General features: G+C 64.4%; 24 protein-coding genes. 13 read left to right on the top strand and 11 right to left on the bottom strand.

Going from position 1 to position 22118, the window contains the following annotated elements; genetic code table 11:
- The first annotated feature begins 305 nt into the window (after positions 1-305).
- From AB7532_RS21755 to AB7532_RS21725, 7 genes are all read left to right on the top strand, one after another.
- Positions 306-935, top strand: a complete 630-nt coding sequence (locus AB7532_RS21755) for a response regulator transcription factor (protein ID WP_441236774.1) — start codon at positions 306-308, stop codon at positions 933-935.
- Positions 936-1068: 133 nt separating this feature from the next.
- Entirely contained in the window at positions 1069-1470 is a 402-nt protein-coding gene (locus tag AB7532_RS21750; protein WP_441236773.1) for a curlin subunit CsgB, read from the top strand.
- A 120-nt stretch (positions 1471-1590) separates the two neighbouring features.
- The gene (locus tag AB7532_RS21745; RefSeq protein ID WP_441236772.1) at positions 1591-1983 is read left to right on the top strand and encodes a curlin; all 393 of its coding nucleotides are present in this window, start codon (positions 1591-1593) and stop codon (positions 1981-1983) included.
- 25 nt (positions 1984-2008) lie between these two features.
- Positions 2009-2443, top strand: coding sequence for a curlin (locus AB7532_RS21740; RefSeq protein WP_441236771.1), 435 nt, complete (start codon positions 2009-2011; stop codon positions 2441-2443).
- A 66-nt stretch (positions 2444-2509) separates the two neighbouring features.
- Complete coding sequence (locus AB7532_RS21735) at positions 2510-2950, top strand: curlin repeat-containing protein (RefSeq protein ID WP_441236770.1); 441 nt, start codon at positions 2510-2512, stop codon at positions 2948-2950.
- Between the two features lie 12 nt (positions 2951-2962).
- The gene (locus AB7532_RS21730; RefSeq protein WP_441236769.1) at positions 2963-3244 is read left to right on the top strand and encodes a hypothetical protein; all 282 of its coding nucleotides are present in this window, start codon (positions 2963-2965) and stop codon (positions 3242-3244) included.
- 233 nt (positions 3245-3477) lie between these two features.
- Entirely contained in the window at positions 3478-3933 is a 456-nt protein-coding gene (locus tag AB7532_RS21725; protein WP_441236768.1) for a hypothetical protein, read from the top strand.
- A gap of 6 nt (positions 3934-3939) precedes the next feature.
- Here AB7532_RS21725 and AB7532_RS21720 read toward each other — a convergent pair whose 3' ends face one another.
- On the bottom strand, positions 3940-4779 hold the full coding sequence (locus AB7532_RS21720) for a GNAT family N-acetyltransferase (protein ID WP_441236767.1): 840 nt from the start codon (positions 4777-4779) through the stop codon (positions 3940-3942).
- Positions 4780-4858: 79 nt separating this feature from the next.
- On the opposite strand from AB7532_RS21720, the gene AB7532_RS21715 reads away from it, so the two are divergent.
- On the top strand, positions 4859-5563 hold the full coding sequence (locus AB7532_RS21715) for an SDR family oxidoreductase (protein WP_441236766.1): 705 nt from the start codon (positions 4859-4861) through the stop codon (positions 5561-5563).
- A 275-nt stretch (positions 5564-5838) separates the two neighbouring features.
- Positions 5839-6663: an outer membrane protein gene (locus AB7532_RS21710; protein ID WP_441236765.1), complete on the top strand. Its 825-nt coding sequence runs from the start codon at positions 5839-5841 to the stop codon at positions 6661-6663.
- 67 nt (positions 6664-6730) lie between these two features.
- On the opposite strand, the gene AB7532_RS21705 is transcribed toward AB7532_RS21710, so the two are convergent.
- The gene (locus AB7532_RS21705) at positions 6731-7786 is read right to left on the bottom strand and encodes a serine hydrolase (protein WP_441236764.1); all 1056 of its coding nucleotides are present in this window, start codon (positions 7784-7786) and stop codon (positions 6731-6733) included.
- A 277-nt stretch (positions 7787-8063) separates the two neighbouring features.
- Here AB7532_RS21705 and AB7532_RS21700 point away from each other — a divergent pair, with 277 nt between their 5' ends.
- Together AB7532_RS21700 and AB7532_RS21695 are read left to right on the top strand one after the other, a co-directional pair.
- On the top strand, positions 8064-8450 hold the full coding sequence (locus AB7532_RS21700) for an ArsR/SmtB family transcription factor (RefSeq protein ID WP_441236763.1): 387 nt from the start codon (positions 8064-8066) through the stop codon (positions 8448-8450).
- Positions 8451-8452: 2 nt separating this feature from the next.
- Positions 8453-8944 (top strand): SRPBCC family protein, encoded by a 492-nt coding sequence (locus AB7532_RS21695; protein ID WP_441236762.1) that lies wholly within the window; start codon positions 8453-8455, stop codon positions 8942-8944.
- A gap of 140 nt (positions 8945-9084) precedes the next feature.
- On the opposite strand, the gene AB7532_RS21690 is transcribed toward AB7532_RS21695, so the two are convergent.
- The 3 genes from AB7532_RS21690 to AB7532_RS21680 are packed head-to-tail and all read right to left on the bottom strand — an operon-like array spanning position 9085 to position 12217.
- The gene (locus AB7532_RS21690) at positions 9085-10305 is read right to left on the bottom strand and encodes an ABC transporter substrate-binding protein (protein ID WP_441236761.1); all 1221 of its coding nucleotides are present in this window, start codon (positions 10303-10305) and stop codon (positions 9085-9087) included.
- 22 nt (positions 10306-10327) lie between these two features.
- Positions 10328-11296, bottom strand: coding sequence for a Bug family tripartite tricarboxylate transporter substrate binding protein (locus AB7532_RS21685; protein ID WP_441236760.1), 969 nt, complete (start codon positions 11294-11296; stop codon positions 10328-10330).
- A gap of 36 nt (positions 11297-11332) precedes the next feature.
- On the bottom strand, positions 11333-12217 hold the full coding sequence (locus AB7532_RS21680) for an IclR family transcriptional regulator (RefSeq protein WP_441236759.1): 885 nt from the start codon (positions 12215-12217) through the stop codon (positions 11333-11335).
- 418 nt (positions 12218-12635) lie between these two features.
- Between AB7532_RS21680 and AB7532_RS21675 the strand changes: the two genes are divergently transcribed.
- On the top strand, positions 12636-13478 hold the full coding sequence (locus tag AB7532_RS21675; RefSeq protein ID WP_441236758.1) for a hypothetical protein: 843 nt from the start codon (positions 12636-12638) through the stop codon (positions 13476-13478).
- On the opposite strand, the gene AB7532_RS21670 is transcribed toward AB7532_RS21675, so the two are convergent.
- The 4 genes from AB7532_RS21670 to AB7532_RS21655 all read right to left on the bottom strand — a co-directional run bounded on the left by AB7532_RS21670 (position 13479) and on the right by AB7532_RS21655 (position 18756).
- Entirely contained in the window at positions 13479-14687 is a 1209-nt protein-coding gene (locus AB7532_RS21670) for an ABC transporter substrate-binding protein (RefSeq protein ID WP_441236757.1), read from the bottom strand.
- Positions 14688-14728: 41 nt separating this feature from the next.
- Complete coding sequence (locus AB7532_RS21665; RefSeq protein WP_441236756.1) at positions 14729-15580, bottom strand: fumarylacetoacetate hydrolase family protein; 852 nt, start codon at positions 15578-15580, stop codon at positions 14729-14731.
- 24 nt (positions 15581-15604) lie between these two features.
- On the bottom strand, positions 15605-17113 hold the full coding sequence (gene mhpA, locus AB7532_RS21660) for a bifunctional 3-(3-hydroxy-phenyl)propionate/3-hydroxycinnamic acid hydroxylase MhpA (RefSeq protein ID WP_441236755.1): 1509 nt from the start codon (positions 17111-17113) through the stop codon (positions 15605-15607).
- An 851-nt stretch (positions 17114-17964) separates the two neighbouring features.
- A complete protein-coding gene (locus AB7532_RS21655; RefSeq protein WP_441236754.1) occupies positions 17965-18756 on the bottom strand; it encodes a DNA-binding transcriptional regulator in 792 nt (263 codons plus the stop codon).
- 144 nt (positions 18757-18900) lie between these two features.
- Here AB7532_RS21655 and AB7532_RS21650 point away from each other — a divergent pair, with 144 nt between their 5' ends.
- Entirely contained in the window at positions 18901-19884 is a 984-nt protein-coding gene (locus tag AB7532_RS21650; protein ID WP_441236753.1) for a VOC family protein, read from the top strand.
- A 15-nt stretch (positions 19885-19899) separates the two neighbouring features.
- On the opposite strand, the gene AB7532_RS21645 is transcribed toward AB7532_RS21650, so the two are convergent.
- Both AB7532_RS21645 and AB7532_RS21640 read right to left on the bottom strand, forming a co-directional pair.
- On the bottom strand, positions 19900-20562 hold the full coding sequence (locus AB7532_RS21645) for a response regulator (RefSeq protein ID WP_441236752.1): 663 nt from the start codon (positions 20560-20562) through the stop codon (positions 19900-19902).
- Positions 20559-21944 (bottom strand): HAMP domain-containing sensor histidine kinase, encoded by a 1386-nt coding sequence (locus AB7532_RS21640; RefSeq protein ID WP_441236751.1) that lies wholly within the window; start codon positions 21942-21944, stop codon positions 20559-20561. The genes AB7532_RS21645 and AB7532_RS21640 overlap by 4 nt, the downstream gene beginning before the upstream one ends.
- Positions 21945-22118: the final 174 nt, after the last annotated feature.

Raw genomic sequence — 22118 nt, 5'->3', positions numbered from 1 at the left:
GTATGGGTGGCGACGCCATGACGCAGTGGGCGATATCACAGCGGCGGCTTCCGACCGCTGCGTTCTCCAGATGGCAGCTCGCCCTGACGCCACCAGTGGCGGCGTCGATCTCTTTCAATCACGAAGTCCGATATGTGAACGCCTTCACTCGCCTCCACGGGGTGTTGGCTTTAAGACGTGAGACCTGCGGACCGATGAGATTCTCTCGGTCATCGCGCATGCTTCCAAGCACCTTGTTATCGCTTGCAAGAACAATGGATGGCTCGTGATCGATCAGCGAGCGCCAAGTCCGGGAGCCTGTTGGAATGAATTCAAATCAAGCCACAGTTTATGTCGTTGATGACGAAATACAGATACGAAACGCGATCGGAAGCCTCTGCGAGGAGACGGGGCACCAGGTGAGATTGTTTGCATCGACCGACGAATTCCTCACCGAGACGCTTACGGACGGACCGTCCTGCCTGGTGCTCGACATCCGCTTTCCCGGAACGTCGCCGACCGGGCTCGAGCTTCAGCGCAGGCTGGCGGAGACCGGCGTGCCGATACCGATCGTCTTCATCAGCGGTCACTCGGACGTGCGTGTCTCGGTCGAGGCCATGAAGCGCGGCGCGATCGAGTTTCTGCCTAAGCCGTTCCGCGAGCAGGAGATCCTCGATGCGATCAGGCACGGTATCGAGCGCGATCGCAGGCGCCTCACGCGCGAGGACGGCGTGCGCGAGGTGCGGCAGCGCGTCGATACGCTGACGGCGCGGGAGCGCGAGATCATGCTGCTGATGGCAGAGGGGCTCGTCGCCAAGCAGATCGCGGCCAAGCTCGGCGTCAGCGAGGTGACGGTGAAGGTTCATCGCGCCCGGATGATGCGAAAGCTGGAGCTGCGTTCGCCGATCGAGGTGGCGCGATTGATCGACAGCATGGGAATGGAGCGCTTCGTCTAGTCCGTATCGACTAGCATGAACTGCAGTCTATCGTACGACGCACGATCGGTTCAGAGTCATCCCTACGATGTCGGCCTCCTCCAAAGACGGCATCAAAATCCAGTCAGACAACTTGGCCAGAAAGGGATACTCCATGCGCAAATTGTTTTTTGCTTCGGTTGCCGTGCTCGCCCTGTCTTCCGCGGCCCAGGCCGCCAACACCTCGACCACGGTGCAAGTCGGCGTCGTGAACGGTTCGAGCGTTTCGCAGCAGGGCCTCACCAACTCCACCTCGTCGACCAGCCAGCTCGGCATCGTGAACAGTGCTACCACGATGCAGGGAACCAGTGCCGCCTCGCTCAACAACGGCAGCACGGTGAACCAGATCGGCGTGCAGAACACGGCCGCCACCGGCCAGGTGGCGTTCGGCAACAACGGCAGCTCGATCACCCAGAACTCGTTCGGGCCTGCCGCGCTCCAGAACAACTCCGCCGGCGTCGGCCAGCTCAGCGTGTTCGGCGTCAACGGCAGCACCGTCTCGCAGACGGCGCACTGAACCAGCCCCGTTTGGCCGGACGCGTCACGACGCGGCGCGTCCGCGCCATTCTCGAAAGCACCGCAATGGGCGGATCGACCGAATGACGGAGCGATCGCCAGCTTTGGCGGAGGAAATGACATGCGAAGCAGATATCTCGTTGCAGCGGTCGTCACGTTCGGCGTGCTGACCACGGTCCAGGCCGAAGCCGGCAACTCGGCCAGCGTGCTGCAATTCGGTGCCACCAACAATTCCTTCATCTCGCAGAGCGGCGGCACCAGCAACAGCGCCACCACGATGCAGTTCGGCGTCACCAACACCGCGACCACGTTGCAGACCGGCTCGCTCTTCACCGTCAACACTTCGGTGATCGGGCAGGGCGGCACCACCGCGACGTCGTCGAACACGGCGCTGGCGGGTCAGGTCGGCGGCGCCAATTCGAGCCTGATCGGCCAGATCGGCGGCAACAACGCGGCCGGCGTCGGTCAGCTCGGAATCCTGAACGGCTCGACGGTTCTCCAGCAGACCCCGTGAGCAGGCATGAAGTGGTGAGGCCGTCATGAAACGTCTCTCGAAACATCTCTTGAAACATCTCCTGGCAGGTGCGTGCGCCGCCATGTTCGCTCTCGGCCTGGCTGGCGCCGGACCAGCCGGGGCCCAGACCGCCGACATCAAGACCATCGTGTCGATCGGCGGACCGCCCGTCGTGCTGAACCAGAACAGTCAGCTCAACATGGCGGGCGTGTTCATGATCGGCGGCAGCACCAGCGCGACGGTGACCCAGAACGGCACCAACAATGCCACGGGCGTCCTGCAGTTCGGCGGCACGAATTCCGCATCGATCGGGCAGGCGGGCATGAACAATTTTGCCTTCGTCGGCCAGGCCGGTCAGTCAGCGACAAGTCTGGTGTCCCAGCTCGGTGCCATGAACACCGGCACGGTGGCGCAGTTCAGCGCGGTCAATATGTCGACGATCGTCCAGACCGGACCGTAAGGCGCACGCGGACTCATCGGCGGCGGGAACCAGCGGGGAAACGCGATGCGGTTTGGCAGAGATGTCTTGAAGCGCCTTCTCGCCGTGGCGGCGATACTTGCCGCGGTCGGCACGGCGACGCAGGCTCACGCCGGCTCGGTCCAGCGCGGCACGACGAACCGGGCTGTCAGCATCCAGACGATCGTGCAGTTCGGCAACGACGTTCAGCCGGTGACGATCGAGGAAAGCAGCCGCGTCAACATCGCGCGGGTGATCCAGATCGGCGGGACCGGCACGGTGGATGCGACGATCATCCAGAACGGCACGCGCAACTATGCCAATGTGATCCAGGTCGGCGGCACCACCAATGCGGCCATCGGTCAGTCCGGTCTGAGCAACACGGCCGATATCACCCAGATCGGCAATTCCACCAACGCGCTCCTGCTCCAGATCGGGGACATGAACAGTGGAGCGGTGCGGCAGTTCGGTCGTTTCAATTGGCTGGCGATCTTTCAGTTCGCCCGATGATGGAGATGTGACATGCGATTGCTTCTGCTCGCATCCGGAATAGGTCTCGTCAGCGCCATCGCGATGGCGCCGGCTGGCGCCGGCGACGGCCACACCACGGTGGTCCAGGACGAGAACGGGACGGCGGCGATCACGCAGAGCGGCGATCCCGCGCAGGCCGAGGTCAGGATCGACAAGGAGCCTGGCCGCACCACCGTCTATCGCCGCAGCGGCGGCAACACCGCGATCGTGACGCAGGGCAGCGGCAATCCGCAGGATATGCTCGACTGGCTGCGGAAGCAGCAGGGCCGCTGACGCATGGCCTTGACGCGCGAAGGTGCGATCAACTCCGATCAACAGCTGATGAAGCGTTGCTTTCTGGAACGAAGTACCTGAAATCACCCGGAAATTCCGGGCGTCATGCCGCACCCTGTTCCCCGTTAATCCCGTGCCTTAACCAACAATTAATTATACGTTTGCGGGTGGGCGACAGGCGGGCCTAGCGTGCGGTGGGGAGCCGCGAAAAGCCGAACGAGTTGGTGCGTATCATGATGTCGAGATCATATGGGGCGTTGCTCGCCTCGCTCAGCGCAGCCGCGCTGCTCCTTGCTTCCAGCGACAGTTTTGCCAGACCCGGCGGCGCCGCGCCGCACGGCGTTGCGACAGCTGCGACTGCGCCGTCCGGCCCGGTGGCGCGTCCATCGATGGCGCCCGGCGCCCGGTTCCACGGCCGCAGCAGGCCTTGGGTCTACTGGCCGGGCGGCGGCGGGTTCTTCTACGACAACGCCGGCTACAATCAGCCCTTCGCCGAGTCCGCGCAGCCGGTCTCGACCGACATACGCTACACCTACACCTATGACGTTCCCTGGGATTGGGCGCATCGCTTCCCGCCGAACGTCGTGCCGTCCGACCGGCCCTATGTGCCGAGCTGTCCGACCGAACAGGTGACGGTGCCCGGCCGCGGCGGCGGCGAGCACACCGTCAACATCATGCGCTGCTACTGAGCAGCGCTAGCCAAGTTCAAAACTGGTTACGCCGAAGACGCGGTCGATCCGCAGCGGCGTGATCGCCCCCGTGTACATCCGCGCCGTCTCGAACACCGGCTTGAGGCCGAGCGCCTCCGCGAGCGCGACCGCCGCGCGATTGACGGCGGGAACGTCGAGGAAGATTTTGCCGGCGCCTGCGCTGGCCAGCAGGGCGCACATGACAGCCTCGGCCGATGTGCGGTCATCGGCGACGAGCGGGCCGATCTTTTGGCCGCTGCGGCACGGGCGGATCACGCCCCATGCGGCGAGCTTGCCGTCGCGCATGAGCGCGCGACCGAGATGGCCCGGTGTGTTGATCCAGGCGCGCAGAAAGGCACTTCGCGCAGCCGGGAAGACCGTGGCATCGTCGGCGTCCACAAGCGCGAACGGAATCGTGTCGAGAGCAACGACATCGGCAGGCGCCGGCGGCGCGGCGACGATGCCGCCATAGCGGATATTGGCGTAGGCGAGCTGGAAGCCGGACTTCCGGTAATTATCCTGCTGGGCGACGACGCCGTCGAGCCCGATCACGCGCGCGCCCGCATGCGCGATCGCCGCGTTCCAGATGCGCAGGCCGTGGCCGGAGCCGCGATAGTTCTCGCGCACGATATAGAAGCCGAGAAACGCGAAGCGATCATCGTAATTGACGCAGGAGACGGTCGCGACCGGCTCGCCGTCGATCTCGCCGACCAAGAAGCCTTGCGCGTCGGGGATCGCGAAGCAGGCGGCGTCCGAGAGGCCGGGATTCCAGCCCTCGGCCGCGGCCCACTCGGCGGCGATGGCGATCTCCGAAGGGGTCAAATTGCGGATCTGCAGATCGCTCATGACGGATGCTTTCGACGGTGGACCTGCCGGCAGGTCCGGCGGTAGAAGGCCTCAACGATATCACAGAGGATGAACGGTCATGGCAGCAGAGAGGGTCGCACTCGTCACGGCAGGCGGCAGCGGCATGGGGGCAGGGGCTGCGCGGCGGCTTGCGGCTGACGGCTTTCGCGTTGCGATCCTGTCCTCCTCCGGCAAGGGCGAGGCGCTGGCGGCCGAACTCGGTGGTCTCGGCGTCACCGGCTCCAACAAGTCGAACGACGATCTGAAGCGCTTCATCGACGCTGCGATGGCCAAATGGGGCCGCATCGACGTGCTCGTCAACAGCGCCGGCCATGGGCCGCGTGCGCCGATCACCGAGATTACCGACGAGCAGTGGCATACCGGCCTCGACACCTATCTGCTCAACGTGATCCGTCCGACCCGGCTGGTGACGCCGGTGATGCAGGCGCAGAAGGCGGGCACCATCATCAACATTTCGACCGCCTGGGCGTTCGAGCCGAGCGCGATGTTCCCCACTTCGGCAGTCTTTCGCGCCGGCCTTGCCGCCTTCACGAAGATCTTCACCGACACGCATGCGGCCGAGAACATCCGGATGAACAACGTGCTGCCGGGCTGGATCGACAGTTTGCCGCAAACGGACGCGCGTCGCGACAGCGTGCCGATGCAGCGCTACGGCAAGGTCGAGGAGATCGCGGCCACAGTCTCGTTCCTCGCTTCAGACGGCGCGGCCTACATCACCGGCCAGAACATCCGCGTCGACGGCGGGCTGACCCGCTCGGTATGAATTGGCGCACGGATTCGCGCCCGCCCCCGCGGCCTTGTCGTGATGCGACATGGACGTGCATTGCGCGTCGCCGATGATCGAGGACGCGTGGCCAATTAGTCACACCCGTCGTTCTTTCGCATGATCCGAGGCGCATATTACGTCACAGTCTCTATGGACTGCGCCGCAGCCCAAGACGGACAGCGACGCACATCCTATTCTCAGCCTGCGCCGGATGGTTTCCGCCCGTGCGCATTCGAAACGCGAGATCGATCGCGTGGGGCGAGGAGACTGGAATGAAGAAGTTTTTGCTGGCGGTTGCATCGATTGTGTTGGGCACCGCATCCCTGCAGGCGGCCGACCTCGCGGCGCAATACACCAAGGCGCCGGTGATGGCGCCGGCCTATAACTGGACGGGCTTTTACGTCGGCGGCAATGTCGGAGGGCAGTGGGGCAGCGCGAACCCGGCTACCACGACCCTGTTTCCGGTGGCCGCGTATTTCGCGGACTCGAGCGTGGGTGCCATCGCCGCGGTCGGTGCCCAGCGCATCAACAGCTCCAGCGTGACCGGAGGCTTCACCGCCGGCTACAACTGGCAGGTCAACAACGCGGTGCTCGGCCTCGAGGGCGACATTAACTATTTCGGTTTCAAGGGCAGCGCGAGCGGCACCGCCTTGTATCCCTGCTGCGCGCCGACCAGCTTCACCATCAATTCGTCGGTTTCGGCTGATTGGCTCGCCACCATTCGCGGCCGCATCGGCTTCCTCGCGACACCGAGCTGGTTGATTTATGCAACGGGCGGTGCCGCCATCGCGGAAGTGAAGGGCAACTTCACCTTTACCGATACCTTCTTGGCCGCGACCGAATCCGGAACGATCCGGGACACCCGCGTCGGCTGGACCGCCGGCCTTGGCGGCGAATATGCGGTCGGCGGCGGCTGGTCGTTGAAGGCCGAATATCTCTATGTCGATCTTGGTCGTAGCAGAATGACCAGCAACAATCTGAACATCGGCCTGGCACTGCCGGCCCAGACCTTCACCCATTCGGTCGACCTCAAGTCGAACATCGTGCGCGTCGGCGTGAACTACAAGTTCGGCGGCCCCGTCGTCGCCAGATACTGAGCTTCCCGTTCCGGATCTGGTGTGGAAAGCCGCGGCTCTGCCGGGGCTTTCTGTTTTGCGGGACGGCTCAGTGCGAGGCCGCGAGCTGCGCCAGCGCGGGCAGGATCTTGTAGCGAACGATTTCGTGCGGGTATTCGCCGCGATTGGCGAGCAGGACGAAGCCGATCTGTCTGTCAGGGACGAGTCCGAGATAGCCGGACGTATTGTTGAGGCCGCCCGGCTTGTCGACGATGGTGACGCCGGGGAGGTGGACCGCTTCCCAGGCCATGCCTTGCCCGAACTTCTCATCGACGCGGAAGGTCTGGCGCTGCGTCATCCGCAGCGCCTCGCACAAAGGCGGATCAGCCGCGCAGCCGTCGACGCAGGCCGCAACGAAGGTTGCGAGATCCCGCGGCGACGAGAACATCTGGCCGCTGCCGGGAAAGTTAAAATAGCTTTGCTGGTTGCCGGGCGGGCCGATCGCCATGCCCTGGTCCGAATAACCCTGGACCACGCGCTGCATCCAGGTTGCATCCATCAAGGCGCGGTTGTCCTCGCCGCGCTCGGGCACCGAAGTCGCCTTCATGCCCAGCGGTTTCAGGATGCGCTGCTCGAACAATGTTGCGATCGGGGTGTCGTAACAGCGCTCGAGCACGAGCTGAAGCAGCACGTAGCAGGCATGGCTGTAGATGCGTTGCTTGCCGGGCGCTTCGCCGGCTTGCGGTGTCCAGGCGTTGAACATCGCGATGAACTGCGCCCGCGAGAACTGCTCGTTCGGCCACGGCGGATGGTCGGTCGGCAGCAGCATTCCCGACGTATGCGTGGCGAGCTCGCCGATGGTGACGCGGCGGACGTAGTCGCCGGTGAGCTCGGGTAGATATTTCGGCAAGGCATCGTCGAGCCGCAGCTCGCCGCGAAGCGCACCGAGGGCCACCAGCGTGGCCTCGAAGGGTTTGCGCAAGGAGCCGAGGTTGAACAGCGTGTCCGGCGTGACCGGTCTGCGCGTGGCGTCGTCCGCAAAGCCGTAGTTGAAGAATTCGACATGGTGGCCGGCGTAGAGCGCAGCGGCGAGGCCGCCCGGCTGGTCCGGTGTCATGGTCGGCGCCAGCTCACCCGCGACGATGTCGCGCATCTGCGCAATCATATCGGAATCCGCGATTGCGCGGCACGGCCAGGCCAATGCGAGGGGAACGAGCGCAGCGAACGCCCGCCGGGTGAGGTGCGATGATGTGTCAATAGATGGCACGGCTCTGACGCATGATGTGATGCGCCCCCGATCTCTTTCTAGCGGAGAGGGCGGCGCGCCCCAATTCACGATTGCGCGTTGTGGGTTCCACGCGTGCGGCGGCACGTCCGCAAATAACTTAGCTGATCGGCTAACAATCATTGACGCCGGTCGCCGTCCCTGTATAGTTAGCTCCATGGCTAACCAATTATCCCCACTCGACCAGGTTTTCGCAGCCCTTGCCGATCCCACGCGGCGGGCAATCGTGATGCGGCTTTGCGACGGCGAGGCGTCGGTCGGCGAGCTCGCCGATCCCTTCGAGATGGCGCTGCCGAGCTTCATGAAACACATCCACGTGCTGGAGACGAGCGGACTCGTTCAGTCGGAAAAATCCGGCCGCGTGCGCACCTGCCGCCTCCGCCCCGACGCGCTCGTCGGCGCCGAGGACTGGTTCCAGCAGCAGCGCGCGATCTGGGAGGCACGGCTCGACCGCTTCGAGGCCTACGTGATGAAGCTCAAGAAAGAGAAGGAGCGGGCGGCCGCCAAGCGGCCATCCCGTTCAAGCAAACGGAAAGGTGCCTGACGATGACGAATTCTGCCAATCCCGCTTTGTCGCAATGGTCGCTCGACCGCGAGATCGTGATGTCGCGCGTGATCGACGCGCCGCGCGATCTCGTGTTCGAGGCGTGGTCCGACCCAAAACATCTGCCGCAATGGTTCGGGCCGAAGGGCTTCAAGCTCGAGACTTTCGAGATCGACGTGCGCGTTGGCGGCGTCTGGCGCTTCAACATGATCGGTCCCGACGGCACCGTCTATCCGAACCGCATGCGCTTCCGCCGCATCGAGCGGCCCTCGTTGATGGAGATGGATCACGGCGTCGACCAGGACGAGGATCCCGGCATGTTCCGCTTCACCGTCACGTTTGCCGAGCAGAGCAACGGCAAGACGGTGCTGATGATGCGGCAATTGATGTCGAACACAGCGCAACGCGATGGTGCGATCGGCTTCGGCGCCGTCGAGTACGGCTACCAGACGCTGGACAAGTTGGCGGCGTATGTGGGTGGGATGAAGGGGTAGCGGCGCCGTCCGTTGTCGTGCCCGGGCCGGACTCGGAGGCCCGGGCATCCACATCTGGCGTCGCGTGAGCGAGCGCGAGGGAAGCTGGCTCAAGCCCGGCGATGGCGAGCGAGGCGGTTTATCCGCCGCGCCGGGCCTCATTATTCCTTCGCTTCGTCCGTGATGATGTCGCCGAGCTTCTGCCACCGTTGACCGTCGAACTGCACCATCTGGAACTGCTTGTTGACGCGGTAATCGGTCGGTGTCGTCGTCACCGAGATGCCGGGCAGGGTCAGGTCGAGCTCGATGTTTCTGAGGTTGGCGGCCTGGCGCATCACATTCTCGCGGGTGAGGTCGTCGCCGCATTGCTTCAGCACCTGCACCAGGAGCTGCGCGGTGATGTATCCGTAGACGTTCAGATTCGAATCCTTGTCGCCGTCCGGATAGTATTTCGCCATGAAGGCGAGATAGCGCTTCATGCCGGAATCGTCCTTCCATTCGGGATCGGCTGAGTCCTTGACGTAACCGACGCTGACGACCCCCTTGGCGTTGTCGAGCCCGGCGGGCTTCAGCACGGCGCTGACCGAGGAGGCGTTGATGTCGATGATGTGCAGCGGCTTCCAGCCGATCTCGGCGACCTTCTTGATCGCCTGCGCCGCCTGCTTAGGCGTCGTGGCGCTGAACAGCACGTCGGCGCCGGCGTCCTTCAAGCGCAGGATCTGGGAATCGATGGTCGGTTCGGTGATCTCGTAGGAGGTCTCGGCCACGACCATCTTCGCCTTGTCGCCGAGGCCGGCCTTCAGGCCGGCGAGATAGTCCTTGCCGAGATCGTCGTTCTGATAGAGCACGCCGATCCTGGCGTTCGGATGGTTCTTCAGGAGATACTGCGCGTAGATCCGGCCCTCGACGAGGTAAGACGGGTTGAAGCCCATGGTCCATGGATAGTTTTTTGGATCGGTGAAGCGTGCAGCACCGGTGGCAGCGAACAACTGCGGCACCTTCTTGGCGTTGAGATATTTCTGCACGGCGACGTTCGGCGCGGTGCCGATGATCTGGAACGTCAGCAGGACCTCGTCGCTCTCGACCAGCTTGCGGGTCTGCTCCACCGTCTTCGGCGGCGAGTAGGCGTCGTCATACTGGATCAGCGAGACCTTGCGGCCGTTCACGCCGCCCTGGTCGTTGATCATCTTCATGTAGGCAGCCTGGGTCTTGCCGATGACGGCATAGGCCGAGGCCGGGCCGCTGAGTGGTACGGTCTGGCCGATCTTGATCTCGGCGTCGGAGGCGCCGGGGTCGTATATCTTCTGCGCCTGTGCGGCCGGGATCGACAGCGCGAGGGCGAGCGCGGCGGTCGTGGCGTGCTTCAAATAACCGGTCTTCATTTCCATCCCCTGTTTGTGATCGTCACTCGCCCTTGAGCCCGGCCTCTCGGATCAGCGTGGTCCACTTCTGCGTCTCGCCGTCGATGAACCGGCCGAACTCGGCGGCCGTGCCGGCGCGCACCTCCAGGCCCTGGGCGGTCAATTTGTTCTTGATGGCAGGCTCAGCGAGCGCGCGAAGCGCTTCGGCCTGGAACTTGTCGACGACGGCCTGCGGCGTGGTCGACGGCGCCATGAATCCGTACCAGCCGGCTGCGGCCACGTTTGGAAACCCCTGCTCGCGCAGGGTCGGCGCTTGCGGGTAGAGCGCACTGCGCTCGGGGGACGCGACGCCCAGCACGATGAACTTGCCGCTCTGGATGTAGGGAAGCGCAGTCGGTAGCGCCGTCAGCGTCGCATCGACGCGGCCGGCGAGCAGCTCGGTGTAGGAGGCTGCATCGCCGCGGAAGGGGATGTTCAGGCCCTTGACCCCGGCATCGCGGAACAGGAGTTCGCCGGCGAGATGCGGCTGCGAACCCGCGCCGGGCGAGGCGAAGGTCAATCCGTCCGGCTTCGATTTGCCGTAGGCGATCAATTCGGGCAGCGTCTTGAACGGCGCGTCCGCGCTGATGATCAGGAACAGCGGCGCGATCACCGCCATCGCGACCGGCTGTAGCTCCTTGCGATCGTAGGTCAGCTTGCCGAACAGCGCTTCGGCGGTGGCGTAGGGGGCCGCGACATAGAGAATGGTGTAACCGTCGCCCGGCGCATGCGCGACGAGATCATTCGCAATGCGCGTGCCGGCACCCGGCTTGTTCTCGACGATGAATTGCTGGTGCAGGCTGCGGCCGAACTCTTCGGCGAGCAGACGCAGCGAGATATCGTTGGAGCCGCCGGGCCCGTAGGGCGAGATCAGTCGCACCATCCGCGACGGCCAGGCGTCCTCACTGCGTGCAGGGCAGGGAAGTCCCGAGAGGGCGAGGGTGCCCAGCAAGGTTCGGCGTGTGATGGTCATGGTGGCCTCCCGGTCGTGGAGTGCCAGTGTTCTTGTTCATTTGCTGGCCCTCTTCTTGTTTTGCTTCTGTGGTCCCGCCGCCGGGGCCGCCTCGCCCACGATGGCGCGGATGCTGTCGGCGAGCGCGGCGATGCGCGGGCCGATCTCGCCCTCGAGCTGGCCGGGCTGGAGCCGGAACGCGGGGATGCCGCAATTGATCGAGAACGACCGGCTGGTTTCGCGCGCGTGAAACAGCGGCGCCGCGACGGCGTGGATCGAGGCCATGTATTCGCCCCAGCAGGTGCAGAAGCCACGGTTCGCGCATTGGGCAAGGCCGGCGTGGTATTTGTCGCGGAAGGCCGACCAGAGTTCGGCGTCATCGCTCGCGAGGCGCTTTTCCAGGAGTGCGGCATCGGTCTGCGGCAAGGTCGCAGCCGCGGCGCGGCCCATCGCCGTCATCACCACGGGAATGGGCATGCCGATGTCGGGGACGTGCGGGCCGACGTCGCCGGAGCGCGCGGTCTCGACATAGATCATGGAGGTCGCATCGAGCAGGCCGATCGAGACCGTGCCGCGCACGCTCTGCGCCAGTTCCTGCATCATGGGCCGCGCGACCTGGCGGAACTGCATGTCGGCGAGCAGCGGATGCGCCATGCGAAGCGTCCGTGCGCCGACGCGGTACTTGGCGCGACCGGCATCGTGGCGGAGATAGCCGAGCTCGGTGAGCGTATGCGTCAGCCGCGCCACCGTCGGCCGGGGAATCCCCGTCAGGCCCGACAGCTCCATGTTGCCGAGCAACGTCGTCCCGGCCTTGAAGGCTTCGAGCACCACGAGGCCTTTTGCGAGTGTCGTCGCGAACGCGGCATCATCGGCGCGCGATGCCAGCACCACGGCGGCGGACGAGGAGGCTTGGGGTGCCTTGGACCGAGGAGTTTGGGCCATAGCATTATTATGGACGATCAGATCAAAATTGTCGAATAGATATAGATTTTGAATGTTTCCGTCCGATATGTGGACAAATCGGCGCCATTCCCCAGTCCTGAGAAGCCTTGGTCTGTGGCTTTGGATTGCAAGGATCCTTGAGGAAGGAGATCGAGATCATTGAGCCGCGCGAAGCGCTCACTTCGTCGTCCGGATCGGCGGGATATATTCGCGGCGCCGAAACGGTTCGTCGTGATTGATGCCCGTGATTCGAACGGGCGCTCTCCATCGCTGAACGTCGAGCAGCCTTCGCGAATATGACAGCGCGCGGCGTTATTATGACAGTATCATGACATCGATTTCTGTCGCGCCTTAGCGCTCATTCATGACAGAATTGCTACCGCTAGATGTCATATCGATTAAAGCGGAGCGATTCATCATGTTGCAGTGGCAGGCCCGGTCAAATCCCCTCGCGTGGTGGTGGGGGTCTCTGACGCTTGTCAGTGCGGCCAATATCCTCGTCTGGTTCATGCTGTACCGCGAGTTCTATCCGACGGTCGCGGGCAGCATCAGTGGCGGCTCCGACAGTGGCCTGATGTTGCTGCTCTGCGCCGGCTATGTGTTCGGCTGCGCCTTCCGCTCGGTGCTGCCGCGCGCCGACGTGCAGCGAATCTGTTTGTTCGACACCTGGCTGTCGAGCATCTTCGTTGGCCGCACGGTCGCGACAGTGGCCGAACTGTGCTTCGTCGCGCAATGGGCGATCATCCTGCATCAGCTGGGTCAGATGACGGGCGCGGAGACCGCGGTAAACATCGCGCTCGTGATCGTGCCCATCATCATCATCGCGGAGTGCTTTTCCTGGTACGCGGTGGTGACGACCAACTTCCTCTACAACGCGATCGAGAACTCGCTGTGGGCGGTGACCTTCTTCCTCGCGGGCATTGCGCTGTGCCGCTTGATGCCGGAATTCCAGGGACCGGTGCGCTGGGCGCTGATTGCCGGAATCATCGGCATCGCCTGCTTCCTCGCCTTCCTCGTCACCGTCGACGTGCCGATGTATCTCAGCCGCTGGCGGGCAGGGCATCAAGAGGGCGGCAGGTTGCTCGGTTTCCTCGAAGGCCTGCATGACGTCTCGACGCGCTGGGTGGTGACCCACGACATCGCGCATTGGAAGGGCGAGCTGACCTGGATGTTCCTGTATTTCAGCGCCGCCGTGTGGTCGAGCCTCGCGCTCTGTGCGCTCTACGCGATGGAAGGCTATCTCACGCGCTATCTCGCCTGATTATTTGCCGACCAAATTGCACTTGCTGCGGTCGAGCGGGCGGAAGGCCTGGTCGGGCGGGATGGTCGCGATCAGCTTGACGAAGTCCCACGGTCCCCTGGATTCTTCGGGTGTCTTGACCTGCACCAGATAGAGGTCGTGCACCATGCGCTGGTCCTCGCGGATGCGGCCATTGGTGGTGTAGGCATCCGCAACCGGTGTCGCTTTCATTTTCGCCATGACGGTCGCGCTGTCGTCGGAATCGGTGTCCTTCACCGCTTGCAGATAGTGGCGTACGGCGGAATAGACACCGGCCTGGATCTGCGATGGCATCGCCTTGCGGCGGACATAAAACGCGTCTGAGAACTTCCGGGCTGCCGGGGAGACGTCCTCGAAGAATGAGGTGACGATGAGATCGCCGCGGGTGGCCTTCAGCCCGACCGCCTCGATGTCGACGTTCTGGAACGACATCGGCACGATCTTCATGCCCTGCGCGGCAAGACCGAATTCCTCGGCCTGCTTGATCGCGGTGGCGTTGTCGCCGGCGACATTGATCGCGAGGATCTTTGCGCCGGACGACTGTGCCTGGAGCAGGAACGAGCTGTAGTCGGGTGTGCCGAGCTGCGCTTTCACGCCGCCGGCCACCTTGCCGCCGAGTGCGGCAATGCGCTCGCGCGCGGTCGCCTCGATCGAATGGCCGAACGCATAGTCGCCGGTGATGAAGAACCACGGCTCCTTGCTGGTCTGCATGATGCCGGAGACGACGGCGGTCGCGGTGGAATATGCGTCCTGGGTCCATTGCACGCTGGTCGGCGCGCAGGCCTCGTCGGTGAGCTGGTTGGCGCCAGCGCCGGAGATCAGAAAGATCTTGCCGTTGCCACGCACCAGCTCGTGCACCGCGAGCGCCGCGCCGGAACTGCCGCCGTCCGCGATCGCCTGGACACCGTCGCTGAACCATTTGCGGGCGAGCGAGGCCGCGAGGTCCGGCTTGTTCTGGTGATCGGCCTGCAAAATCTCGATCGGCTTGCCGCCGATCCTGCCGCCGAACTCCTCCGCCGCCATCCTTGCCGCCTCGACGGAGCCCGGGCCCATCGCGGTTGCGAATATGCCGTTCATGTCGGTGAGGACACCGATGCGGACGGCGTCCCGCTTGATCTCGGCGCGCGCGGTGCCTGCGAGCGCCAGCGCGGTCAGCAGGATGGCGGTGGACGTCGTGCGAAGAGTGGCCATGGCGTTTCCCGATTTTATCGTTGACTGATTGGTGTTGGCGATCAGGCCGGTTCGGCGATGACCTTGTTGCGCAACGTGCCGATGCCGGAAATCTCGACCTCGACGGTGTCGCCGGGGCGCATCCACAAGGGCGGCGAGCGCTTGGCGCCGACGCCGCCCGGCGTGCCCGTGACGATGACGTCGCCGGCGACAAGCGGGCAGATCGTCGAGATGTAGGCGATCAGCTCGGGGATCGCCGTGATCAGCAGATCGGTGGTGGTGTTCTGCACCACGGTGCCGTTGAGCCGCGTCTGCAAGGAGAGCTTCGACGGGTCGGGAATCTCGTCCGTCGTCACCAGCCAAGGACCGAAGCTGCCGCTCTCCGCAAAGGTCTTGCCGGAGAGGAACTGGCTGGTGTGGCGCTGCCAGTCGCGGATGCTGCCTTCGTTGTAGCAGGAATAGCCGGCGATGTGGTCGAGCGCGCGGCTAGCGCGGATATGGCGGCCTTGCTTGCCGATGACGAGCGCAAGCTCGCCCTCGTAGTCGAAATCGTCGCTCACATCAGGCTTCACGATCGGCCGGAGATGGCCGACCTGGCTGCAGGGGAAGCGGACGAACAGTGCCGGCTTCTCGGTCACGGTGCGGCCGGTTTCGGCGACGTGGTCGCGATAATTGAGGCCGACGCAGATGATCTTGCCGGGATCGGGGATGACGGGCGCAAAGCTGATCTCATCGAGCGAATGATCGGACGCCGCGGACGCGACCAGCTTTGCCGCCTCGGCCGTGCGACCCGCTTCGAGCAACTGCCGCAGCGTGGCGCAGGGTGCCATGCGCGTGCCGAGATCGACGACGCCGTTGTCCTTGACGGCCCCGAAGGAGGCGTGGCCGTTGGCGATGAAGGAGAGCAGCTTCATGAGATATCCTTGATGAGTGGTCGGTCAGGCCGCGGACGGCACATGGGTTGGAGGCGTGATGGCGGCGAAGAGCCGGTCGAGCTCGGTATCGTTGCGGGCGGTGCCGCGGATGTAGCGGTCGGGGCGAACGAGCGCGGCGATGATGCCGTGCTCGCGCAGCCATGGCCCGATACCCTCGGCGTCGTCGCTGGTCAGGATATTGATTCCTGCCTGCGAATGAGCCGGCCGCGACGGCAGCGTGGCCGCGCTCTTGACGAGCAGGACATGCCTGTACCCGATCCGGTCGTCGCCGCGGCTGCCGTCATTCAGCACGAACTGCGGTGCGAGATGACCGGCCAGAGGCAGGTCGTCGAGCCCAAGGCCTGGGCCGATCAGGGGCTTCTTCACCTCCAGCTTGACCGGCGCATTCTCGCGCGCCTGCCCGGCGGCAAGGCCGGCTTCGATCGCCTTGGTGTTGATGACGCCGCCCAGCCGAATGGCGAGCTCGATGAACTCGCGGACATGCGACTGGCGTTCGCTCTGATAGGTGTCGAGCAGATCAGGCGCAGCGTCGCCACGGACGACCGCACCGAGCTTCCATGCAAGGTTGGCGGCATCGCGGATGCCGGCGCACATGCCCTGGCCGAGGAAGGGCGGGGTCTGGTGCGCGGAATCACCCGCGAGCAGCAGCCGTCCGTTGCGCCATTGCTGTGCGATCACGGAATGAAAGGTATAGACCACCGCGCGCTCGAGTTCGGCATCCTCAGGCGTGATCCAGCGCGACAGCAGCTCCCAGACTTTTGCCGGCTGCGCCACGTCCTGGGAGTCCTCGTCCGGAAGCGCCGTGATCTCCCAGCGCCGGCGCGTGCCGGTGCCGCGGACGTAAGTCGCGGGCCGCCTGGGATCGCAATGCTGAATGCTGTAATCGCCGAGGTCGTCGCGCTCGCGCTTGAGCAGCACGTCGATCACCAGCCAGCGTTCGTGGAAGCCGAGATCGTCCATGCCGGAGCCGATGAAGCGGCGCACCAGCGAGCGGGCGCCGTCGCAGCCCATGACATAGGCGGCGCGGACCTCGGCCAACCTGCCGTTGGACAGGTCCTCATAGCGGACGCGTACGCCGGTCTCGTCCTGATCGAGCGCGAACACGTCGCAGCGGCTGCGCAAAGTGACGTGCGGCCAGCGCGCCAGACCACCGATCAGCACATCCTCCAGATCAGGCTGGTGAAAGCGGTAACTGAGATTCCAGCCCATCGGCGTCAGCGTCTGCGGTCGTGACCAGTCCAGCAGCATTTTGCCGCTCGCATCAAGGAAGAGCATGCCGGGACTGAGGATGGTTTGCTGCACGATCGCGTCGGCAACGCCAATGGTCTGGAACACGCGCATGCATTCGTCATCGAAATGCACCGCGCGCGGTAGATGATAGGTTCGCGCCTCGCGCTCCAGCACCAGCGTCCGCACGCCGCACAGGCCGAGCAGATTGGCAAGCGTGGCCCCGACCGGGCCACGGCCGACGATCACGACGTCAAATTCTTCGGGGGCGGATTTATCCTGCATGGGGCTATCTCTTCCCCAAGACGTGCTGCAGCATCAACGCCGCTGCGCCAAGTGTCCGCTGTGCGGACGGAAACGCCTTGGCGCCTGCCGCGCCTAGGCCTGTCCTCAGCGGGAGCTGCGGATGTGAACGTGCCCGTGGTGGAGCTAGGCAACGCAATCAACGGGCTATAGCATGAAAATGTGCTGCGCTAATTTGGGGAGTTCGTCGTGGCCGTCGGGCAGATTGTCAGTGGTGGGCTCTTGTCACTGCCCGGCCGGACAAGCCGGGGACCGTCATTTAGAATCAGGTTTCTTTCCAAGAGTGGTCTTTATCCCCGAGGCAACATCCAAGGATCAAAGGGACCTACTACTTGGATGAGGAGTTCGGCTTTGTCGCGGTTCAAACCGACGAACAACGAGCTCACAAGTATTGGTCGGAAGTAACATTCTTCGCGTTCGAGGAAGTTCGCTTCTTATCTGCACTGCTTCTCTCGATGCGACCAGATCATGGAATCTTACATATTTATCCGGGCGGCGCGCACATAGTGATGATGTCTCGGGCGGATCAGACTTATACGAGAAGGCGAAAAGTCTCGTTTCTCAATTTGCCGACGCACAGCCTCAGCTGCTGGCAGAGCCCTATGGCATTTCAGCACAGGAAATCGACAGCAAACGCTACAGAAAGTTAGACTATCATGATCGCGTCAGGGCGTTTCACCCCGAGAGCAGATACGGTACCTTCGCGTTTCCGCCGCTAAATGCAGATGATTTCTATGGATTGCGCGGCGGTCTGATTGCGGTATTTCAGTTCCTGATAACAAGGGAGATTTGGTACACGTTGTGGAGCTAACTTCTGCTTGGACGCCAGAGTGTCACACTTCGACGGGAATGGCTGCGGCCGTCTCCTGAAGCTGGCTCGCAAACTGCGTCACCGCCTCCTCAATCCCAAGCGCCGAACGAATCCAGATGATGGAGATGCAGCCGAACACGGCGCCATCGCGAACGATTGGAACTGCAATCGATGCCGTCTTCGGATTGTATTCGCCTTCGCTGCGGATAGCGTAGCCTCGTGCGGCGGTCTCGGCGATCACCCGATCGAGGCGGTCCTCGGCCAGGAAGGGGCGGTCGTCGGCCTCGTCGATGCGGCGCAGATGGTTGACGATCAGATCGCGCTCGCGCGCGGAGCAGGCGGCGAGATAGGCGCGGCCCGCGGATGTTCGCAGCATCGGCAGGCGCTTGCCAATCATGCCGCGGTCGATCGAGAGCGGGCTGCGGGAATGCGTAGTCTCCTGCACCACCATCGCCGCGTTCTCATAAGTTGAGAGATCGACTGGCCAGACCAGCGTCTTGCTCAGTTCGGCGAGATAAGGCGCTGCCGCCTGGCAGATCACGACGCCGGGATCGTAGCCATCGCCAAGGCTCAGCGCGCGCCGGGTCACGCGGAATCGATCGTCGCTGGCGCTGCGGGCAACGTAGCCGAGTTCCTCCAGCGTCTCGAGCAGGCGATAGACGGTCGGGCGGGGCAAATCGAGCGCACGGGCGACGTCGCCGGCGCGGATGCCGCCGGAGCGGTTGACCTCCTGCAGCACGTCCAGCCCGCGCTTGAAGGCGCGGACGCCTTCCGACTGTCGCGGCGCCCCGGTGCGCGTCCGCTCCTTGGACACTTCGTATTTCCTCCCTTGTGGACGGCGGCCTCGCGATTATCGTCACTGCAAACGCGAAGCGATTGCGGGTCACCGTAGGATCGTGCGCGATAGGTATCAAGTTCGCCGCAGTGCAGCGGATGCGATGCTCTTGGGAGAACGTCGATGGAAATCACCGCGCTCAGCTATATCGGGATCAACTCATCCCAGCTCGATCAGTGGGGCCGGATGGCGACCGGGCTGCTCGGCATGCAGCAGGTCGATCGTGGCGGCAAGATGCGCGCCTTCCGCATGGACGATCGCAAGCAGCGCCTGATCGTCGATGGCAGCAGCGATGCGGGTTTGGCCGTGATGGGCTGGGAAGTTCCGTCAACCGCCGCGCTCGACCAGTTGGCCGGGCGGCTGGAAAGCCACGGCGTGAAGGTGACGCGCGGCGCGCGTGCGCTCGCCGATGAGCGGCACGTGGCCGAGTTGATCATTTTCGCCGATCCCGCCGGCAACCGACTGGAGGCCTTCTGCAAGCCCGAGCTTGCGAGCGAACCCTTCAAGCCGGGCCGGCCGATCACGGGTTTCCGCACCGGCGCGCTTGGGATGGGGCATGTCGTGCTCAATGTCGAGGACGTCGAGCCGCTGGTCCCGTTCTATCGCGACGTGCTCGGCTTTCACGTCTCTGATTTCGGGCTGAAGCCCTACGGGCTGTATTTTTTTCACGTCAATGGCCGCCATCATTCCTTTGCGATGGTCGGCTCGGGACGGAAGGCGATGCACCATTTCATGGTAGAGCTCGGCAGTCTCGACGATGTCGGGCAGGGCTACGACCTCGCACAGCTCGAAGATGACCGCGTCGTCTATACGCTGGGACGGCACACCAACGACCACATGACCTCGTTTTACGTGAACACACCGTCCGGCTTCTTCATCGAATACGGCTGGGGCGGGCGCATCATTGATCCCGAGACCTGGCAGCCGCACGAGACCTTTGACGGGCCATCGCTATGGGGCCACGAGCGGCTTTACATGCCCGAAGAACAGCGCAAACGCCTGCGCGACATGCGGCTGGATGCGGCCGCGCGCGGCGTACGGGTCGCTGATCCCCGCGTGCCGCCGCTGAACTGCGCATGGCTGGATTCGGTGGTTGCGCGCGAATGATCCGCGGCCACGCGATCAGGCTTCGCCGAGATCGAGCTGCGTCAGGAGTCCCTGGCGCAGTGCCAGCCGGACCAGCTCGATGTCGGAGCCGACGCCGAGCTTGTCCTTGATCAGCGAATGCAGGTTCGCCACGGTCTTCGGGCTGACATGCAGCGTCTCGGCGATCTGCTCCGTCGTGTTCTCGGCGAGCAGCAGCCGCATCACTTCGAATTCGCGCGGCGTGAGCACGTCGGCGGCGGAGCTTTCGCCGGCGAGACGGCTCAGCGCAAGCTCGTGGTCGATGTCGGGGCTGATCGCGATCTTGCCGGCGAGCACGTCCATGACGGCGCGCACCAGCGTCTCCGGCGGACTGGTCTTGGTGACATAACCCCTCGCACCGGCGCGGATCGCCTGCACGGCGAAGCCGGCATTCTCGTGCATGGTGAAGACGAGGATTCGCGCACCCTTGTCCCATTGCCGGATCCGCCTGACGGCCTCGATGCCGCCGATGCCGGGCATGCTCAGGTCCATGATGACGAGGTCGGGCGTCTCCGATTTGAAAAGGCGGTAGGCCTCGGCGCCGTCGGCGGCTTCGGCGATGACGCGCAATCCCGGCTGTTTCTGGAGCACGGAGCGATAGCCCTCGCGGACGACGGAATGATCGTCGACCAGCAAAATGGTCGCGTCGGCCGCGCTCATGCCGCGCGCTCCAGCAACTGCCGGTCGGCGGCTGCGAGCGGAATGACCACGCGCAGGGCGGATCCGCCGTTCGGTGTGGCCTCGAAGCTCAACTGGCCGCGCAACGCCGCGACGCGCTCGCGCATGCCGAGCAGGCCCATGCCGGATTTCGAGGCGGGATCGTGCGACCGGCCGTCATCGTCGATCGCAAGCGCGATCTCCTCATTGCGCATCACCAGTTCCAGGCTCACCTTGGTGGCATCGGCGTGCTTGGCGGCGTTGGTGAGTGCTTCCTGCACGATGCGGTAGAGGCTGGCGCTGATCGCGGCCGGCAGGCTCTCGAACGCACCGTCGAAACGGATCGTGAAGCGTGTCTGGCCGCGGCTACGCCCGTTCCAGCCCGCGACCAGGCCTTCGAGGCTGGCGACGAGCCCGAGCTCCTCGACGTCAGGCGGGCGCAGCCGGAACAACGTGCCGCGCAACGTCTCCATCATGCCGGTCGCGGTTCGCGCGATGCCGTCGCACTCGCCGAGCAGAGCAGGGCAGTCCTGCGCGGCAGTCTGGCGGGCGGACGAGGCGAGCGCACGGATGGCGGCGAGCGACTGGCCGAACTCATCGTGCAGCTCGCGGGCGAGATGGCGGCGCTCCTCGTCCTGAAGCGCGATCAGCTTTCGCGTCAGCTCGCTGCGCTCGGCCAGCGCATTGTCGAGGCTTTCGGCGAGATGGTTGAAGACGTCGCGGATCGCCGAGAGCTCGGCGAGGTCGAACGGCGGCAGCCGCGTGGTTAGATCGTTGGCCGCGATGCGCTCGAGGCCGGTACGGATCATGCGGGTGGGGCGCAGTGCGCGGCCCAGCGCGGCATAGACCAGGGCGCACAACAGCGGCAGTGCGATCGCAAGCGCAAGCATCAGGCGGCCGGCCTCGTGCCATGCCTCAGCCGTTTGCACGGCCGGATCGACCGTGACGATGGTCTCGCCCAGCGTTGCTCCGCGCACGATCACGGGACGCGTCGCCTCGCGGCCGGGGTCGAACAGGCTGCGGTAGAAGGCGGCAAAGGCCTGCGGCGGCGGGTTCGCCGGGATTGGCGCGCCGCTACAGAATCGCTGCATCATCTCGCCGCTCGGGCCGCGGAATCCCAAGCACAGGCCGGGCGTCATCACATAGGCCGAGACGGGGTCGAGGTTGGGGAAGTCCGAGCGCGGGCTCGCCACCCACTGGATCTTGCCCTGTTGCAGCTCCAGCGTCTTGGCCACGATGGCGGCGATATCGTCGAGGCGCGTGTGGGCCGCGCGGTCAGCCGTCACGAGGAAATAGGCGGAAATCGCCGCGAAACAGGCGGCCGATATCGCGGCCACGCGTAACGTCAGACGGACCTTGAGATCGAACCTCGGACGGTTCCACATCGGCGGGTACCTGGCGCGAACGGGATTGTCGCGCGCGCATTAGACGGCAGAACGCAGGCGGCGCAAAGCGCCACGCTTACCGCAGTGCAACGTCGTGAAATTTTCCCGGCTCTGGTCGGGACCGACGCTGCTGCGCGGCCCGGGATTGCCATCCAGATTGCCGCGCCGCTCCAT

Source organism: Bradyrhizobium sp. 930_D9_N1_4 (genome assembly GCF_052076015.1).
In the GTDB taxonomy this organism is placed as follows: Bacteria; Pseudomonadota; Alphaproteobacteria; order Rhizobiales; family Xanthobacteraceae; genus Bradyrhizobium.
Note: the sequence above shows the minus strand (reverse complement) of the source record. Positions and strands in the feature narration are given on the sequence as shown.

What these genes read in the sequence shown, in the direction of transcription:
- AB7532_RS21755 (WP_441236774.1), top strand. Translation starts at nt 306, where the DNA reads ATGAATTCAAATCAAGCCACAGTTTATGTCGTTGATGACGAAATACAG.
- AB7532_RS21750 (WP_441236773.1), top strand. Translation starts at nt 1,069, where the DNA reads ATGCGCAAATTGTTTTTTGCTTCGGTTGCCGTGCTCGCCCTGTCTTCC.
- AB7532_RS21745 (WP_441236772.1), top strand. Translation starts at nt 1,591, where the DNA reads ATGCGAAGCAGATATCTCGTTGCAGCGGTCGTCACGTTCGGCGTGCTG.
- AB7532_RS21740 (WP_441236771.1), top strand. Translation starts at nt 2,009, where the DNA reads ATGAAACGTCTCTCGAAACATCTCTTGAAACATCTCCTGGCAGGTGCG.
- AB7532_RS21730 (WP_441236769.1), top strand. Translation starts at nt 2,963, where the DNA reads ATGCGATTGCTTCTGCTCGCATCCGGAATAGGTCTCGTCAGCGCCATC.
- AB7532_RS21725 (WP_441236768.1), top strand. Translation starts at nt 3,478, where the DNA reads ATGATGTCGAGATCATATGGGGCGTTGCTCGCCTCGCTCAGCGCAGCC.
- AB7532_RS21720 (WP_441236767.1), bottom strand. Translation starts at nt 4,779, where the DNA reads ATGAGCGATCTGCAGATCCGCAATTTGACCCCTTCGGAGATCGCCATC.
- AB7532_RS21715 (WP_441236766.1), top strand. Translation starts at nt 4,859, where the DNA reads ATGGCAGCAGAGAGGGTCGCACTCGTCACGGCAGGCGGCAGCGGCATG.
- AB7532_RS21710 (WP_441236765.1), top strand. Translation starts at nt 5,839, where the DNA reads ATGAAGAAGTTTTTGCTGGCGGTTGCATCGATTGTGTTGGGCACCGCA.
- AB7532_RS21705 (WP_441236764.1), bottom strand. Translation starts at nt 7,786, where the DNA reads ATGATTGCGCAGATGCGCGACATCGTCGCGGGTGAGCTGGCGCCGACC.
- AB7532_RS21700 (WP_441236763.1), top strand. Translation starts at nt 8,064, where the DNA reads ATGGCTAACCAATTATCCCCACTCGACCAGGTTTTCGCAGCCCTTGCC.
- AB7532_RS21695 (WP_441236762.1), top strand. Translation starts at nt 8,453, where the DNA reads ATGACGAATTCTGCCAATCCCGCTTTGTCGCAATGGTCGCTCGACCGC.
- AB7532_RS21690 (WP_441236761.1), bottom strand. Translation starts at nt 10,305, where the DNA reads ATGAAGACCGGTTATTTGAAGCACGCCACGACCGCCGCGCTCGCCCTC.
- AB7532_RS21685 (WP_441236760.1), bottom strand. Translation starts at nt 11,296, where the DNA reads ATGACCATCACACGCCGAACCTTGCTGGGCACCCTCGCCCTCTCGGGA.
- AB7532_RS21680 (WP_441236759.1), bottom strand. Translation starts at nt 12,217, where the DNA reads ATGGCCCAAACTCCTCGGTCCAAGGCACCCCAAGCCTCCTCGTCCGCC.
- AB7532_RS21675 (WP_441236758.1), top strand. Translation starts at nt 12,636, where the DNA reads ATGTTGCAGTGGCAGGCCCGGTCAAATCCCCTCGCGTGGTGGTGGGGG.
- AB7532_RS21670 (WP_441236757.1), bottom strand. Translation starts at nt 14,687, where the DNA reads ATGGCCACTCTTCGCACGACGTCCACCGCCATCCTGCTGACCGCGCTG.
- AB7532_RS21665 (WP_441236756.1), bottom strand. Translation starts at nt 15,580, where the DNA reads ATGAAGCTGCTCTCCTTCATCGCCAACGGCCACGCCTCCTTCGGGGCC.
- mhpA (WP_441236755.1), bottom strand. Translation starts at nt 17,113, where the DNA reads ATGCAGGATAAATCCGCCCCCGAAGAATTTGACGTCGTGATCGTCGGC.
- AB7532_RS21650 (WP_441236753.1), top strand. Translation starts at nt 18,901, where the DNA reads ATGGAAATCACCGCGCTCAGCTATATCGGGATCAACTCATCCCAGCTC.
- AB7532_RS21645 (WP_441236752.1), bottom strand. Translation starts at nt 20,562, where the DNA reads ATGAGCGCGGCCGACGCGACCATTTTGCTGGTCGACGATCATTCCGTC.
- AB7532_RS21640 (WP_441236751.1), bottom strand. Translation starts at nt 21,944, where the DNA reads ATGTGGAACCGTCCGAGGTTCGATCTCAAGGTCCGTCTGACGTTACGC.